This window comes from Ohtaekwangia sp. (genome assembly GCF_036568665.1).
In the GTDB taxonomy this organism is placed as follows: Bacteria; Bacteroidota; Bacteroidia; order Cytophagales; family Cyclobacteriaceae; genus Ohtaekwangia.
In genome coordinates this window covers 1-13,377 of sequence record NZ_DATCSD010000094.1, presented here as the reverse complement: position 1 = coordinate 13,377, position 13,377 = coordinate 1, and the positions used below count along the sequence as shown (strand labels likewise).

At 43.4% G+C, this 13,377-nt stretch carries 16 protein-coding genes; 4 read left to right on the top strand and 12 right to left on the bottom strand.

Translation table 11 applies throughout. From position 1 onward, the window contains the following. The 9 genes from VIN08_RS05145 to VIN08_RS05105 all read right to left on the bottom strand — a co-directional run. Positions 1-377, bottom strand: a 377-nt coding sequence (locus VIN08_RS05145) for a carboxypeptidase-like regulatory domain-containing protein (protein ID WP_331961225.1), incomplete at its 3' end; no start/stop codon positions are given. A gap of 231 nt (positions 378-608) precedes the next feature. Beyond that, on the bottom strand, positions 609-2,525 hold the full coding sequence (locus VIN08_RS05140; protein ID WP_331961222.1) for an OmpA family protein: 1,917 nt from the start codon (positions 2,523-2,525) through the stop codon (positions 609-611). 57 nt (positions 2,526-2,582) lie between these two features. After that, the gene (locus VIN08_RS05135; protein ID WP_331961219.1) at positions 2,583-3,179 is read right to left on the bottom strand and encodes an aminotransferase class IV; all 597 of its coding nucleotides are present in this window, start codon (positions 3,177-3,179) and stop codon (positions 2,583-2,585) included. Continuing rightward, positions 3,163-4,131, bottom strand: coding sequence for an aminodeoxychorismate synthase component I (locus VIN08_RS05130; protein ID WP_331961216.1), 969 nt, complete (start codon positions 4,129-4,131; stop codon positions 3,163-3,165). Before VIN08_RS05130 ends, VIN08_RS05135 begins: the two co-directional genes overlap by 17 nt. Before the next feature lies 1 nt (position 4,132). Next, on the bottom strand, positions 4,133-4,768 hold the full coding sequence (locus tag VIN08_RS05125) for a 7-carboxy-7-deazaguanine synthase QueE (protein WP_331961213.1): 636 nt from the start codon (positions 4,766-4,768) through the stop codon (positions 4,133-4,135). A 34-nt stretch (positions 4,769-4,802) separates the two neighbouring features. Further along, entirely contained in the window at positions 4,803-5,696 is an 894-nt protein-coding gene (locus VIN08_RS05120) for a bifunctional 5,10-methylenetetrahydrofolate dehydrogenase/5,10-methenyltetrahydrofolate cyclohydrolase (RefSeq protein WP_331961211.1), read from the bottom strand. A 20-nt stretch (positions 5,697-5,716) separates the two neighbouring features. Beyond that, positions 5,717-7,501, bottom strand: coding sequence for a translation elongation factor 4 (gene lepA / locus VIN08_RS05115; RefSeq protein ID WP_331961208.1), 1,785 nt, complete (start codon positions 7,499-7,501; stop codon positions 5,717-5,719). A 137-nt stretch (positions 7,502-7,638) separates the two neighbouring features. Beyond that, complete coding sequence (locus VIN08_RS05110; protein ID WP_331961206.1) at positions 7,639-8,184, bottom strand: redoxin domain-containing protein; 546 nt, start codon at positions 8,182-8,184, stop codon at positions 7,639-7,641. 21 nt (positions 8,185-8,205) lie between these two features. Continuing rightward, positions 8,206-8,532, bottom strand: a complete 327-nt coding sequence (locus VIN08_RS05105) for an iron-sulfur cluster assembly accessory protein (RefSeq protein WP_331961203.1) — start codon at positions 8,530-8,532, stop codon at positions 8,206-8,208. A gap of 126 nt (positions 8,533-8,658) precedes the next feature. On the opposite strand from VIN08_RS05105, the gene mce reads away from it, so the two are divergent. Both mce and thiL read left to right on the top strand, forming a co-directional pair. After that, on the top strand, positions 8,659-9,063 hold the full coding sequence (gene mce / locus VIN08_RS05100) for a methylmalonyl-CoA epimerase (protein WP_331961200.1): 405 nt from the start codon (positions 8,659-8,661) through the stop codon (positions 9,061-9,063). Between the two features lie 63 nt (positions 9,064-9,126). After that, on the top strand, positions 9,127-10,161 hold the full coding sequence (thiL, locus tag VIN08_RS05095; protein ID WP_331961197.1) for a thiamine-phosphate kinase: 1,035 nt from the start codon (positions 9,127-9,129) through the stop codon (positions 10,159-10,161). A gap of 6 nt (positions 10,162-10,167) precedes the next feature. Here thiL and VIN08_RS05090 read toward each other — a convergent pair whose 3' ends face one another. Further along, positions 10,168-10,533: a hypothetical protein gene (locus tag VIN08_RS05090; RefSeq protein WP_331961228.1), complete on the bottom strand. Its 366-nt coding sequence runs from the start codon at positions 10,531-10,533 to the stop codon at positions 10,168-10,170. Between the two features lie 55 nt (positions 10,534-10,588). Further along, positions 10,589-11,179 (bottom strand): ACP phosphodiesterase, encoded by a 591-nt coding sequence (locus VIN08_RS05085; protein ID WP_331961194.1) that lies wholly within the window; start codon positions 11,177-11,179, stop codon positions 10,589-10,591. A gap of 101 nt (positions 11,180-11,280) precedes the next feature. Here VIN08_RS05085 and VIN08_RS05080 point away from each other — a divergent pair, with 101 nt between their 5' ends. Together VIN08_RS05080 and VIN08_RS05075 are read left to right on the top strand one after the other, a co-directional pair. Then, positions 11,281-11,688, top strand: coding sequence for a hypothetical protein (locus VIN08_RS05080; protein ID WP_331961191.1), 408 nt, complete (start codon positions 11,281-11,283; stop codon positions 11,686-11,688). 38 nt (positions 11,689-11,726) lie between these two features. Further along, on the top strand, positions 11,727-13,007 hold the full coding sequence (locus tag VIN08_RS05075) for an amidohydrolase family protein (protein ID WP_331961188.1): 1,281 nt from the start codon (positions 11,727-11,729) through the stop codon (positions 13,005-13,007). Between the two features lie 31 nt (positions 13,008-13,038). Here VIN08_RS05075 and VIN08_RS05070 read toward each other — a convergent pair. Continuing rightward, a partial coding sequence (locus VIN08_RS05070; protein ID WP_331961185.1) for a RidA family protein occupies positions 13,039-13,377 on the bottom strand: 339 nt, incomplete at its 5' end.

Here is a 13,377-nt window from a genome sequence, read left to right as displayed (position 1 = left end):
GCTGCATAACCAAGCTCTTTCGCTTGCTTTTGCAGACCCATTGCACCGGTTACTACAACTTCAGAGAGTTGAGTAACATCTTGTGAAAGCTGAACATCGATCTTGTTCCTGCTTCCTATTTCAATTTCTTGTGTTTGAAGGCCGATAAATGAAAATACCAAAGTGCCTCCTGCGGCTGGTACGCTCAATGAATAATCACCTTCAACGGTAGTAACAGTACCACTGGTAGTTCCTTTAAGAACAACATTCACGCCTGGAAGACCTGATCCGTCTTCAGCGGAAGTGACCCGGCCTGTGACCGTTCGCTCCTGTGCCCACAATTCGCTGCTGGCGAACGCAAACACCGCTGTTAAGCATACAAGTAGAATTCTCTTCATACTGTAAAATTTAGGTTAATGAAAATTTAAATATGCGACCAAACTTATAACAAAATAATAACTCTCGAAAGGTGAGTACCTCGAAATTTAGTACCTAAAGCCAAAAAAAATACCTCTATTTGGATTAATCAAATATTTAGACAAATAGCTATAGGACGCGAAAATTCGCGTTTAGCCATGTTTAAATCGATTGTTTAAACATGAGATACCACACTTGGAGTACCGTAAAATTTACCGGGTTATTTTGAACTCAATTCTGCGATTGAGCTGACGAGAAACGTCTGTATCATTGGGCGCAACAGGTTGATCAGGCCCATAACCTTTCGGGGTAAGTCTGGCCTTGTCGATGCCATTAGCGATCAAATAATTATATACTGCCAACGCTCTTTTTTCAGAAAGGCTCCTGTTATAGGCGGCCGCTCCGGAGTTATCGGTGTGCCCTCCTATCTCGATATGTACTTTGGGATTTTCAGTAAGGAAGCGAATGATTCTTTTCAATTCGGTGATGGAATTACTCTTCAGCTCATATTTATCAACATCGAAGAAAATATTATTGAGAATAACCTTAGAGCCGATAGCTGCTTTCTCCAGATCAACATCTAACACAATGGGTTTAAAGTCAAAGGACTCTGAATAATTAAAATGCAGACTCTTAAATAGATACCCTTCCTTGTTCACATATAGCGCATAGTCTGCACCTTGTGTTAGTACGATTAAATATTCTCCATTAATTGAATCAGACTCGACTAACGATTCCACTTGATTCTTCGAAAGGTTGATAAGCTCTATACGAGCCGAGAGTACTTGCTTATTTTGTTTGTCTCGCACTATACCGCTTACATAATTACTCCTGTATTTTACCTGGTTCTCTTCCGGTATTTGCATCTCGAATATGCGACTGCGCGTTCCTCCTCCGGCATTTTCTTCATGCGAGTAATATCCTTTCTTTCCATCGGCAGTAATAAAAAGGGAGAATTGATCATCGTGATTGTTGATGGGCGCCCCTATATTTTTAGGTGTTGACCAGCCAGCAGAATCCTTTTCTACCGAGAATAAATCATAGCCGCCAAACCCCGGTAATCCATTCGATGCAAAATATAGCGTCTTATTGTTTACATGAATGAAAGGAGAAATTTCATCGAACACGGAGTTGACAGGCTTACCTGCATTTACGGCTTTTGTCCATTTGCCATTATCATCTAATGAAGTGACCCATATATCTCTCCGCCCCATTCCTGCCCTTCTGTCTGACACAAAATATAGTGTTCTGCCATCTGCTGACAAGGCTGGTTGAGATTCCCACGCAATGCTGTTTACATTGGATCCTAGGTTCTTGGGCTCTGTCCAGTCATCACCTATCTTTTTTGTCTCGTATAAATCACAGCTCCCTATACCATCTCTTCCTACACAAGAGGTAAAGATCAGCTTTCTGCCATCTGCAGATATAGCGCAGGTGCCTTCATTCAATCGTGTATTTATATTCTTGGAAATAGATACAGGGGTAGTCCAACGACCATGTTCATTTTTCCTGGATATAACCAGATCTTCATCAGCGTTCGGATCGTTACTGGTTCTTCGGGTAAAGATGAGTTGTTGCTGATCGGCAGTAAGCACAGGGAAGTATTGTGTAGCGAAACAATTCACCGTATCGCTTAATGGTTTCTGAATGTAAGCCGAAACATTGTCTTTATTCTTATAGGCAAATTCTGCACTCTTAAACAACGATGTAGCACGTTCAACCTTTGTTTTATTCAGCGTTTCGTTGTTCACAAAAGCACTTAGCACCTTCATCGCTTTTTCGTACTCGCCTACGGCCACATAGGCTTCCCCCATATCATACCAGAATGTTTTCTGTTTGCGCAGATCATTGGTCAGACTAAGGCCTTTCTCATAATTCCTGATCGCCTCCGGAAAATTCTTCATGTTCTGGTATACAAGCCCCAGACGATAATAGGCCTCCACAAATTCATCGTCTTTCTCCAATGCCTGATTCAACAGACTGATAGCCTGATCGAATTGACCGCGAACTCTATAGTTATCGGCTTGCGTATAATATTCTATTGCTTTTTTAGATTTCGTACTCAACTGTGCCTGAGCGACAGCAGCACATGAAATTAAAACGAAAAGCACGATCAGAATACGACTCATGAAAAAACTGATTAAGCGATAAAAAATCTCAGGACTGATCCTGATTGGTGTTTAAAACTAAAAAACAATGTTGGATACATCAATTTCCTCGCCATCAAATTCGAACATGGCATTGATAAGTTTGAATGATTGAAACGAGCGAATGTCTTCTATACGAATATCATCTTCCTCGATGATGTTTTGTTCCAGCAGTTTTTGACGTTGCGTTCCTTTGAGCAGGGCCGACCATGGAGTAACCCAATGCTTATTTTTGCGAAACACAATGTTGGAGTACGATGAATCGGTAATAAACCCTCTCTTCACAATAAGTATATCATCACAATCTTTCCGAAGATCGTATAGCCGATTGATCAACTTTCGGTCTGTATACTTGAACTCATAGTGGATCCGGTCGTGCTCAACAATACGCAGGCTCCGGATCTTTTTATACTCATACGGATGAAACTCTACTTCGCGCGAAATCTCATCGTATACAATGCGGCATTTAAAAAGTCCTTGTTCAGGTTTATCAATATTCGAAAGGAACTCTTCCAGATCCACATAATCATGCGAACCACAGAGCGACTTCAACGAACGATTCATTCGCTGCTCATGATGTGAAAGGTTGTAATACTTTCCGTCCAGCAATTTTATAGATTCAATCAACAGGGACATACACTTTATCAATGATTTCCTGATACTCCGATGTCACAATACTCTGTGTTGTTATACCTCCACCGCTTCGGTAAAAAAAAGTGCCATGCTCTTTTTCAATATAGCGTATCATAACACCGCTGTCTACATGATCGCCATCAAAATATCCTACAACGCCTGTATAATAGCCGCGCTTCTCTCCCTCTGCCTTTCGTATTATCTCCAGTGTTTTTTGCTTGGGGGCACCACTCACTGAACCGGCCGGAAGTAATTTTACCAATATATCACCCAACTTCGATCGATAGTCATCCGGCAGGTCTCCAACAATTTCTGAACTAACCTGCAGCAAATTTTTATTGCTCGTTTTCAGTTCATCAATATAGCGAAAACGATTCACTCTTACATGCGTAGCTACCTGACTGAGGTCGTTACGGATAAGATCTACGATAGTTGTATGCTCGGCCTCTTCTTTACGATCGGAAAGTATTACCTCTCTTGCATGAGGATGTGATGCATCGATGGTGCCTTTCATCGGATACGAAAATATTTTTCCTTCACGTATCTGTACAAAAGTTTCCGGAGAGAACACCAGGAACGCTTCATCCATCCATACTTTATATTTTGCACGGCTTTGATAGAATAACTCGCGCAACGTTGCCTGTAATGTGATTGGTGTCTTTAGTGTGAGATTAGTGAGAAATGAATCGCCATACGCCAAACGGTCATATACTATATCAAATTTTTTCTTATACTCAGCAAGCGGAACAGGTAAAGCTTCAATCTGCGTTGGGCTCAACTTCTCTTCGTGCAGAGCATTTGTTCGTCCGTTGATATTGAAAAGGATTTTGGACATATCTACTTCATCCAGCTTTATAATTACCGGATATTCCATTTCAAAATCCACCATAAACAAAAAGGGGACTTTCGCTTGTCCCCACTGATTCATTTGATCGATGAATGCCGGCAACGTCATGCTAAGGAATGTTCATATACTTGTGAACCTGCAACGATATCTGCCACTGTGGATTTGCCTTTACATACTCAATGATCAGCGGAAGCATTTCCTTTTCCTTCGACCACTCCGGCTGCAAGTATAGCTGGCAGGATGAACGCACTTTAGCAGCAAAACTCTCAGCCCACTCAAAATCACTTTTGTTGTATATAATTACTTTCAATTCATCGCTTTTCTCAAAAATCGATGCATCGGGAGCTTTAAATTTCTTGGGAGAAAAACACACCCAATCCCACGTACCGGTTAAGGGATATACTCCGGAGGTTTCAATATGTGTACGTATATCCTGACTTTTAATTGCAGCAGTAAGTGCTGTGAGATTATACATGACAGGCTCGCCTCCGGTAATGACTGCTATAGGGCTTCCGCTCTTCTTTACACGCGCTGCCATTTCGCTTACATCAACCAACGGGTGGGCTGCTGCGTCCCACGATTCTTTTACATCGCACCATACACACCCCACATCACATCCGCCCAGGCGAAGAAAGTATGCAGCCGATCCCTGGTAATACCCTTCTCCCTGGATGGTATAAAAATCTTCCATCAAGGGAAGTGATTGCTGCAACGTTTTATCTATAGTTTCGGGTATATGGGGCATAAGGCATTCGGCATGGAAGCCTGATAGAATGAATCTATGGATTCTGTAATTCGGTAGCGCGCAGTGTATTCAACAACAATGACGCGATCGTCATCGGGCCAACGCCTCCGGGCACAGGTGTTATATAGGATGTTTTAGGAGCCACTGCTTTAAAATCTACATCACCTTTTATAGCCCAGCCTTTTGGATACTGCGGGCCTTCTACGCGAGTCGTACCGATATCAATCACTACTGCACCTTCTTTTACCATATCGGCTGTGATAAGATCAGGTTTACCTACAGCAACCAAGAGTATATCTGCGGCGCGGGTAAATGTAGCAAGGTCTTTCGTATACTTATGGCAGATCGTTACGGTGGCATGCCCCAGCTCGGTGAGCATCATACTCAGCGGAGCTCCGGTTATGCGGCTGGCACCTACTACCACAGCATGTTTGCTTTCTGTGGGTATATTATACCTGCGCAGTAGCTCCATTACACCAAAAGGTGTTGCCGGCATCAATAAAGGTTTTTTGGAAATGATGCTGCCAAAGTTGTGATTGGTAAATCCATCTACATCTTTATCAGAGCGAATTTTTTCCGTAACGCGTTCAACCGATATATGCTGAGGCAACGGAAGCTGCACGATAAATCCATCAACATCATCATCGTTGTTTACATGATCGATGTGCTTCAGTAATTTTTCTTCGCTGATGGTATCTGCAAAGCGCATCATGGTATAATGAAACCCAACCGACTTACAAGCCTTCACTTTGTTATCAACGTATGTCTGACTTGCTCCATCATCGCCTACGAGAATGATCGCCAGGTGTGGAATTTTCTTTCCTGCCTGCTTGCGCTCTGCCACCGTCAAAGCAATTTCATTCTTGATGTCGGTTGAAATCTTTCTTCCGTCAATGAGTGTGTAGGGAGTCGTTACGGTTTCCTGCATTCTATATACTTCTGAATTTCTTAATCAATTTTCAACACGGCCATAAACGCTTCCTGCGGAACTTCTACCGTTCCGATCTGACGCATGCGCTTCTTGCCTTTTTTCTGTTTCTCCAGGAGTTTACGCTTACGCGATATATCACCACCATAACATTTTGCAATCACGTTCTTGCGAATAGCGCTGATCGTTTCGCGTGCTACAATTTTTTGTCCTATAGCAGCTTGTATTGCTACTTCAAACATGTGGCGTGGTATAAGCTCTTTCAGTTTCTCGCAAAGTTTTCTTCCCCACTCCTGCGATTTGCCACGGTGAACAATTGCGCTCAATGCATCCACCTTATCACCATTCAACATTACATCCAGTTTCACCATGTCAGACTCGCGGAAACCTATTAGGTGATAATCCAGCGAAGCATAACCACGTGAAATTGTTTTCAGTTTGTCGAAGAAATCAAATACTATTTCTGACAGCGGCATTTCGAACGACATCTCTACGCGGTCTGTCGTCAGGTAATTTTGATTCAGAATAATACCGCGCTTGTCCATACACAAAGTAATGATGGGACCTATATATTCTGATTTTGAAATGATCTGCGCTTTGATATAGGGCTCTTCAATGCTTTTCAACCTGGTAGGATCAGGCATCTCTGAAGGAGCATTTATACTTACTTCCGTTCCGTCTGTAAGGAACGCTCTGAACTGAACGGAAGGCACGGTGGTGATCACCGTCATGTTGAACTCACGCTCCAGTCGCTCCTGTATAATTTCCATGTGCAGCATACCGAGAAAGCCGCAGCGGAAACCAAAACCAAGTGCTGCCGAAGTTTCTAACTCCCACACCAGCGATGCATCGTTGAGCTGAAGTTTCTCCATCGCATCACGCAGCTCTTCAAACTCCGAAGTTTCAACAGGATATATACCGGCAAACACCATTGGCTTTACCTGCTCAAAACCTTTTACAGATTCCGCCGGGTTTACAATGCTGGTGATCGTATCACCCACATGTACTTCGCTGGCTACTTTTATACCGGAGATCAGATAACCCACGTTACCAGTGCCTATCTCAGCTCGGGGTTGCTTATCTAATTTGAGCACTCCAATCTCATCAGCATTATACTCCTGACCGGTGCTAACAAATTTGATCTTGTCACCTTTCTTGATCGAGCCATTAAATACGCGGAAGTATATTTCAATACCACGGAAGGAATTGAACACCGAGTCGAAGATCATGGCTTGCAGCGAACCTTTCGGATCTCCTTTCGGTGGCTTAATACGCTGCACAACTGCCTTGAGTATATCTTCAATGCCTTTACCTTCTTTCGCGCTGGCACGGATTACGTCTTCACGCTTGCAACCGATCAGATCAACGATCTCATCCGTTACTTCTTCCGGCATAGCATGTGGTAAGTCGATCTTGTTCATCACCGGAATAATTTCCAGGTCGTGCTCCAGTGCCAGGTATAGGTTGGAAATAGTTTGGGCTTCAATTCCCTGACTGGCATCCACAATCAGCAGTGCTCCTTCGCAGGCAGCAATAGAACGCGAAACTTCATACGAGAAGTCAACGTGGCCAGGCGTGTCGATCAGGTTTAAAATATACTCTTTGCCATCCAGTTTATAGTTCATCTGGATCGCATGGGCCTTGATGGTAATACCTTTTTCTTTTTCCAGGTCCATGTTATCAAGCACCTGTGCCTCCATCTGGCGCTCGTTCAACGTTCCAGTAAATTCCAGTAACCGGTCGGCCAACGTACTTTTTCCGTGGTCGATATGAGCTATAATGCAAAAATTGCGGATGTTTTCCATTCCCGTCTGTTCCTCAAAAATTTAGGAATGCAAAAGTAGGAATTATTGATGGATTTTAACTGAAGAGATGGCGGGTTTGACAGCACAATTGTTACCCAAAATTCCGGACGATCGGAAAGACTGGCCTAATCAAAATATCAGTTGATTTTTTTAGATGAAGGCTGTTGAATCACACACCCTACGCTTTCGGTTCGCGAAATGATCGGTTCACGACCTTCCAGCACAGCACGAATGGCATCGATAAGGTAATGCTCGGTGATTTGCTGACGATATTTACCCAAATCAAAAAACCAGTTATCGATGGCGCCCTGGTAATGTAAACTCCCTTGGCGATCTACTAAAAAAACCTCTGGTGTAGTAGTCGCACTATATTTTTTCACCCACAAAAAATCGCGATCAACAATGAGCGGAAAGGTGATATTATACTCCGCCTTGAACTGGTCTACTTCCTCTTGCTTTACATTGCCGGGCAGAATGCCCTGCACATTTACCATAGCATCAAAGATGCTGTCGATCTGCACCAGTTCACCGGTATATTTTTGACTAATCGGACAATCTACCGCCAGAAAAACGATAGCTGTTAAAGGAGTTTGTTGTTGCGTAGACCTTCGCTGTTGTGCTTCTGCAGTGCCACCTGATAACAGGCTCAACAACAGAAAGAGAATTGCAGCAGCGTGTTTCACGGTCTGACTACCCTAAAAAAATTATACAGAGAAGCTTTCACCACAACCACAGGTACGGGTTGCATTTGGATTAATGAATTGAAAGCCTTTGCCATTCAATCCATCCGTAAAATCAAGCGTGGTGCCTAACAGGTATAGCAGGCTTTTTTTATCTACCAGGATCTTGATCCCCTTGTCTTCAAAAATCTGATCAGCCGGGTTGATCTTGTCATCAAAACCGAGATCGTACATTAAACCGGAGCAACCTCCACCTTTTACGGAAACACGCACATTATGCTCGGATGTTCTGCCTTCTTCTGTACGAAGCAGTTCCAGTTTGTCTTTTGCTTTATCGGTAACCTGTATCATGGTCTATTAGGATTAAGTACTTCTGCGGTAATCTTTTACGTTTTACCGCCTTTTTATCAAATTCTCAAAGGTTAAACTTCCGAATGTGCCGAAAAGTTTCTTCTTTGAAATACAAAGGTAACAATTATGGAAAAACTGGAACACATTGGAGTAGCGGTAAAAAATATTGATCAGGCCAACAAGTTGTTTGCTGCTTTACTGGGTCGGGAACACTACAAAATTGAAGAGGTGGCATCAGAAGGTGTGCGCACTTCTTTCTTCGAGCTTTCGGGTGTAAAAATCGAATTGCTGGAAGCCACACGTGAAGATTCGCCCATTGCTAAATTTATCGAGAAGCGGGGGGAAGGCATTCATCACCTGGCATTTGAAGTAAAGAACATGGAAGAGGGAATCAAAAATTATCAAAGCAAAGGCTTTGAGCTGATCAACCCCGTTCCGAAAAAAGGTGCTGATAACAAACGCATCTGTTTTCTTCACCCAAAATCTACACAGGGAGTTTTGGTAGAGTTGTGTGAAGAGATCCGATCATAATCTTACTTTTGCAGGATGAAGCGGACCTATCAGCGTTGATATGCTTCCGCGTTCAATCCAAGTATGAGTGAATCCAGATCAGAAATCAGTCAGTTAGGTGAGTTCGGACTTATCGAACGCATCAGTAATAATTTCTCCTTACAGAATGCATCGTCCGTAAAAGGAATTGGTGACGATGCTGCAGTGATTGATGCTGGCGATGATTATCTTCTGCTTTCTACCGATATGCTGGTAGAAGGTATACATTTCGATCTGGGCTATATGCCGCTGCAGCATCTGGGGTATAAAGCGGTTGCTGTAAACGTATCGGATATAGCGGCCATGAACGGAAAGGCCGAACAGATTACCGTAAGCCTTGCATTAACCAATCGTTTTTCAGTTGAAGCCGTAGATGCTTTGTATCAAGGTATAAAAGCAGCATGTGCTAACTATAAAGTAGATTTAGTTGGTGGCGATACTACTTCTTCGGTTTCCGGCTTGGTAATTTCTATTAGCGTTACCGGTCGCGTGAAGAAAGATCGCGTTGCTTATAGAAGCGGTGCCCAGGTAAACGATATCATTTGTGTAACAGGCGATCTCGGAGCTGCCTTTATGGGCCTGCAAGTATTGGTGCGTGAGAAGGAAGTGTTTATGACTGACCCGAACATGCAACCGGACCTGGAAAAATTTGAATACCTCGTGAGCCGCCAGTTAAAACCGGAGGCCCGCACAGAAATTATTTTTGACCTGGAAGAAGCCGGAGTAAAACCGACTTCGATGATCGATGTATCAGACGGACTCGCCTCGGAGTTATTCCATATAGGTAAGCAATCCGGTATGGGTATTCGCATCTTCGAAGACAAAGTGCCGATTGATGAACTCACCTTTCAAACAGCGGTTGAGTTTAACCTCGATCCGATTACCTGCGCACTAAATGGTGGCGAAGATTATGAGTTGCTTTTTACGATCGCGCAGAGTGATTATGAGAAGATCAAGAATCACCCCGACATTCACAGTATCGGGTATATGCACGATAAAAAAGATCAGAACCTTATGATCAGCAAACAAGGTACAGTGGTACCGTTGCGTGCACAGGGCTGGGATCATTTTGCCAGCTAACTGCGATTAATCTTCCGGGTAGGGTATAAATAGAAAATTGGTAAACTCTTTATCCACCACAAAGAGGCAGCAAAATTCATCCGGATCTTTATAGGCTTTTTCGAAGTCTTCCAGTTTATCTTTTTCAACTATACCGCGCTGCAAAAATTCATCGAGGAATGAAGCAAAGTAATTCCAGTCAGTACCGTTTTGTATCTGATCGAACAGTAATTGCCCTACAGGTTGTGCTTCTTTGCAAATGGGAAATATAGGATACTCAAACCCTGCCTTGCGTATCTGGTAAGAAGCTTCCTTCAGCGCATCGGCTACTCTCACAAAATCCTGCGAAATAGTACCCAGATATTTACCACTCAGCTCCGGGTCGTTTTGCATTGGTATAGTATAGTCTTCCATAGAATGTTACAAAAATAATGTTTGCTCATGCGTACTATACATGACTGCTCAAAAAATCTTCCGTATGTTTTTTCAGCTCCGGAAAGAATAACTCGAACTCCGATTTGAAATCAGTATAGTATTTCTTGAGATCACCGGCCGCTTCATCCATTCTCGAAACATACGGTGTTCTTCTCGACATGCCCGTTAACGCCCGCTGAATACCTTCTATCTGTGCATAGTGTACCAGCCAGTTACCGCGAATCATATAGGGCAACATACGCTTGAGATTTTCCGGTAAGATCGGGTCATAACGCTCAATGGTGCTATAGGCTTTCTCTGCAAAGTCGGGCAACATATCGGTGTGATAACTATCCCAATATTTTGCCAGGTAGTGGTCGTAAAAGACATCTACAATTACACCGGCATAATGCCGGTAGGTAGCGCGCAGGCGATCTTTACTCTTCTTTACAACAGCATGTGTATCGGTAAATTCATCGATAGCGCGATGTAGTTCAATTCCTTTTACAATCTGCTGATTGTATTGCTGCAAAAGATTTCTCCCTTTCACAAAGTCGCCCATAAAATTCCCGACCATTATTTCAGGATCGCTTCCGGATAAATAAAGATGTGCGAGAAAATTCATTTGCTATAAAGGTATTGGTTATTTGTTATTAAGTTTAAGATGAATTACCGGAAGATAGTTCATCTTAAAATGAAATAACCACGAACATATACTATTCATTCATGGCCGTACTCAACCAAATGAAATTACTGATCAGCCTGGCGCAGATCGATGGCAAAGTTGCTGAACGCGAACAATACTATATTATCAACATCGGCAGGGCCAACGGCTTTTACCCGGATGAAATAAAACCACTCTTTGATCAACGTCATGAACTGATCGTGCCTGATGATCTCGCTCCCAATCAGAAGTTCGACTATATTTTCAGCCTGGTGCAGCTCATGAAGATCGATGAGCGCATGTATAAGGAAGAGATACTCTTCTGTTCGCAGATCGCTGTGAAACTCGGTTACGACCAGCAAGTAATGTTCGACCTGATGCTGCATGTAAAAGCCGGCAACATGAGCGAATCGGAAATAGAAGAATTAAAATCACTTACCGCCAAGCATTTGAAGAAACAACAAGCCTGATATTACCTATCCATCCTAAACCTAAACTGAAATTTACTATGAGAAGAATTTACCTGGTACTGCTGCTGCTCGGTGCATCGCTTGGGCTACACGCACAACGCACCGTTATCCACTGCGGAAATCTCATTGATGGAAAGACGAACGATGCACAGCCGCAGATGACGCTGATCGTAGAAGGCAACAAGATCACTGCCATTGAAAAGGGGTTTACCAAACCCGGCAGCTCCGATAAACTTATAGACCTGAGTAAGAAGACGGTGCTGCCCGGATTGATCGATATGCACGTGCACCTGGAAGGTGAAACCAATAAAGATCAAAACCTGCAGCGCTTTACCTTGAACGATGCAGATATAGCGTTTCGCTCAACCGTATTCGCAAAGAAAACATTGATGGCTGGTTTCACTACCGTGCGCGATCTCGGAGGTTCCGGAGTAAATATAGCCTTACGCAATGCTATCAATCAGGGATTGGTGGAAGGACCTCGTGTATTTACTGCAGGTAAATCTATAGCTACTACCGGCGGACACGCTGATCCTACCAATGGCTATCGTAAAGATCTGATGGGCGACCCGGGACCAAAAGAAGGTGTGGTAAATTCTCCGGAAGAAGCTCGCCAGGCAGTACGCCAGCGGTATAAAGATGGATCGGATATGATCAAGATCACGGCAACAGGTGGAGTACTGAGCATTGCTAAAGATGGCAGCAACCCGCAGTTTACCGATGAAGAACTGAAAGCCATTATTGAAACAGCAAAAGATTATGGAATGCATACTGCAGCACATGCACATGGAGTAGAAGGCATGAAGCGCGCTGTACTGGCCGGTATCACCACCATTGAGCACGGCACAAAAATGACGGAAGAGATTATGGACCTGATGATACAAAAAGGAACTTACTATGTGCCCACTATATCTGCCGGAAAGTTTGTTGCCGAACAGGCAAAGACTCCGGGCTACTACCATCCACTGGTAGTGCCTAAAGCATTAGAGATTGGTCCGCTGATACAACAGACTTTCAGTAAAGCCTATAAGCGCGGAGTAAAGATTGCTTTTGGTACAGATGCCGGTGTGTTTCCGCATGGCGATAATGGTAAAGAATTTACCTATATGGTGGAGGCGGGCATGCCTGCTATAGAAGCTATAAAATCGGCTACGGTAGTAAGTGCCGGTATATTAGGCATGTCTGACAAGATCGGAACATTAGAGGCCGGTAAATTTGCCGACATCGTAGCTACTGACGAGAATCCGCTCAAGAACATCAAGACAATGGAAAAGGTAAGCTTCGTGATGAAAGACGGAGTTGTGTACAAGCAACTATAAAGTATAGCTTCTGTTTATCACTATATATTTATCAGGAAGATATAGTAGCAATACATTTTAACTCGATCGCAATCGGTGTGGGTAACGCGTTTACCTCCACCGTTGTGCGACAGGGTTGATGATCGCGATCCGGAAAATACGTTGCATATATTTTATTGAACACCGGAAAATCATTTTTCATATTCGTGAGATATACGGTTATATCCACCAGGTTTTCCCATCGTGAGCCTGAAGCCTCCAGTATAAGTCGAACATTCTCCATCACAGCATGGCACTGCTCTTCTATGTTATAGCTCACTATATTTCCACCGGCATCCAGCGTAACGCCTGGTATATCTTTAGACCCGCGCTTACGCGGCCCTACCCCCGA

What these genes read in the sequence shown, in the direction of transcription:
- VIN08_RS05140 (WP_331961222.1), bottom strand. Translation starts at nt 2,525, where the DNA reads ATGAGTCGTATTCTGATCGTGCTTTTCGTTTTAATTTCATGTGCTGCT.
- VIN08_RS05135 (WP_331961219.1), bottom strand. Translation starts at nt 3,179, where the DNA reads ATGTCCCTGTTGATTGAATCTATAAAATTGCTGGACGGAAAGTATTAC.
- VIN08_RS05130 (WP_331961216.1), bottom strand. Translation starts at nt 4,131, where the DNA reads ATGACGTTGCCGGCATTCATCGATCAAATGAATCAGTGGGGACAAGCG.
- VIN08_RS05125 (WP_331961213.1), bottom strand. Translation starts at nt 4,768, where the DNA reads ATGCCCCATATACCCGAAACTATAGATAAAACGTTGCAGCAATCACTT.
- VIN08_RS05120 (WP_331961211.1), bottom strand. Translation starts at nt 5,696, where the DNA reads ATGCAGGAAACCGTAACGACTCCCTACACACTCATTGACGGAAGAAAG.
- lepA (WP_331961208.1), bottom strand. Translation starts at nt 7,501, where the DNA reads ATGGAAAACATCCGCAATTTTTGCATTATAGCTCATATCGACCACGGA.
- VIN08_RS05105 (WP_331961203.1), bottom strand. Translation starts at nt 8,532, where the DNA reads ATGATACAGGTTACCGATAAAGCAAAAGACAAACTGGAACTGCTTCGT.
- mce (WP_331961200.1), top strand. Translation starts at nt 8,659, where the DNA reads ATGGAAAAACTGGAACACATTGGAGTAGCGGTAAAAAATATTGATCAG.
- thiL (WP_331961197.1), top strand. Translation starts at nt 9,127, where the DNA reads ATGAGTGAATCCAGATCAGAAATCAGTCAGTTAGGTGAGTTCGGACTT.
- VIN08_RS05090 (WP_331961228.1), bottom strand. Translation starts at nt 10,533, where the DNA reads ATGCAAAACGACCCGGAGCTGAGTGGTAAATATCTGGGTACTATTTCG.
- VIN08_RS05085 (WP_331961194.1), bottom strand. Translation starts at nt 11,179, where the DNA reads ATGAATTTTCTCGCACATCTTTATTTATCCGGAAGCGATCCTGAAATA.
- VIN08_RS05080 (WP_331961191.1), top strand. Translation starts at nt 11,281, where the DNA reads ATGGCCGTACTCAACCAAATGAAATTACTGATCAGCCTGGCGCAGATC.
- VIN08_RS05075 (WP_331961188.1), top strand. Translation starts at nt 11,727, where the DNA reads ATGAGAAGAATTTACCTGGTACTGCTGCTGCTCGGTGCATCGCTTGGG.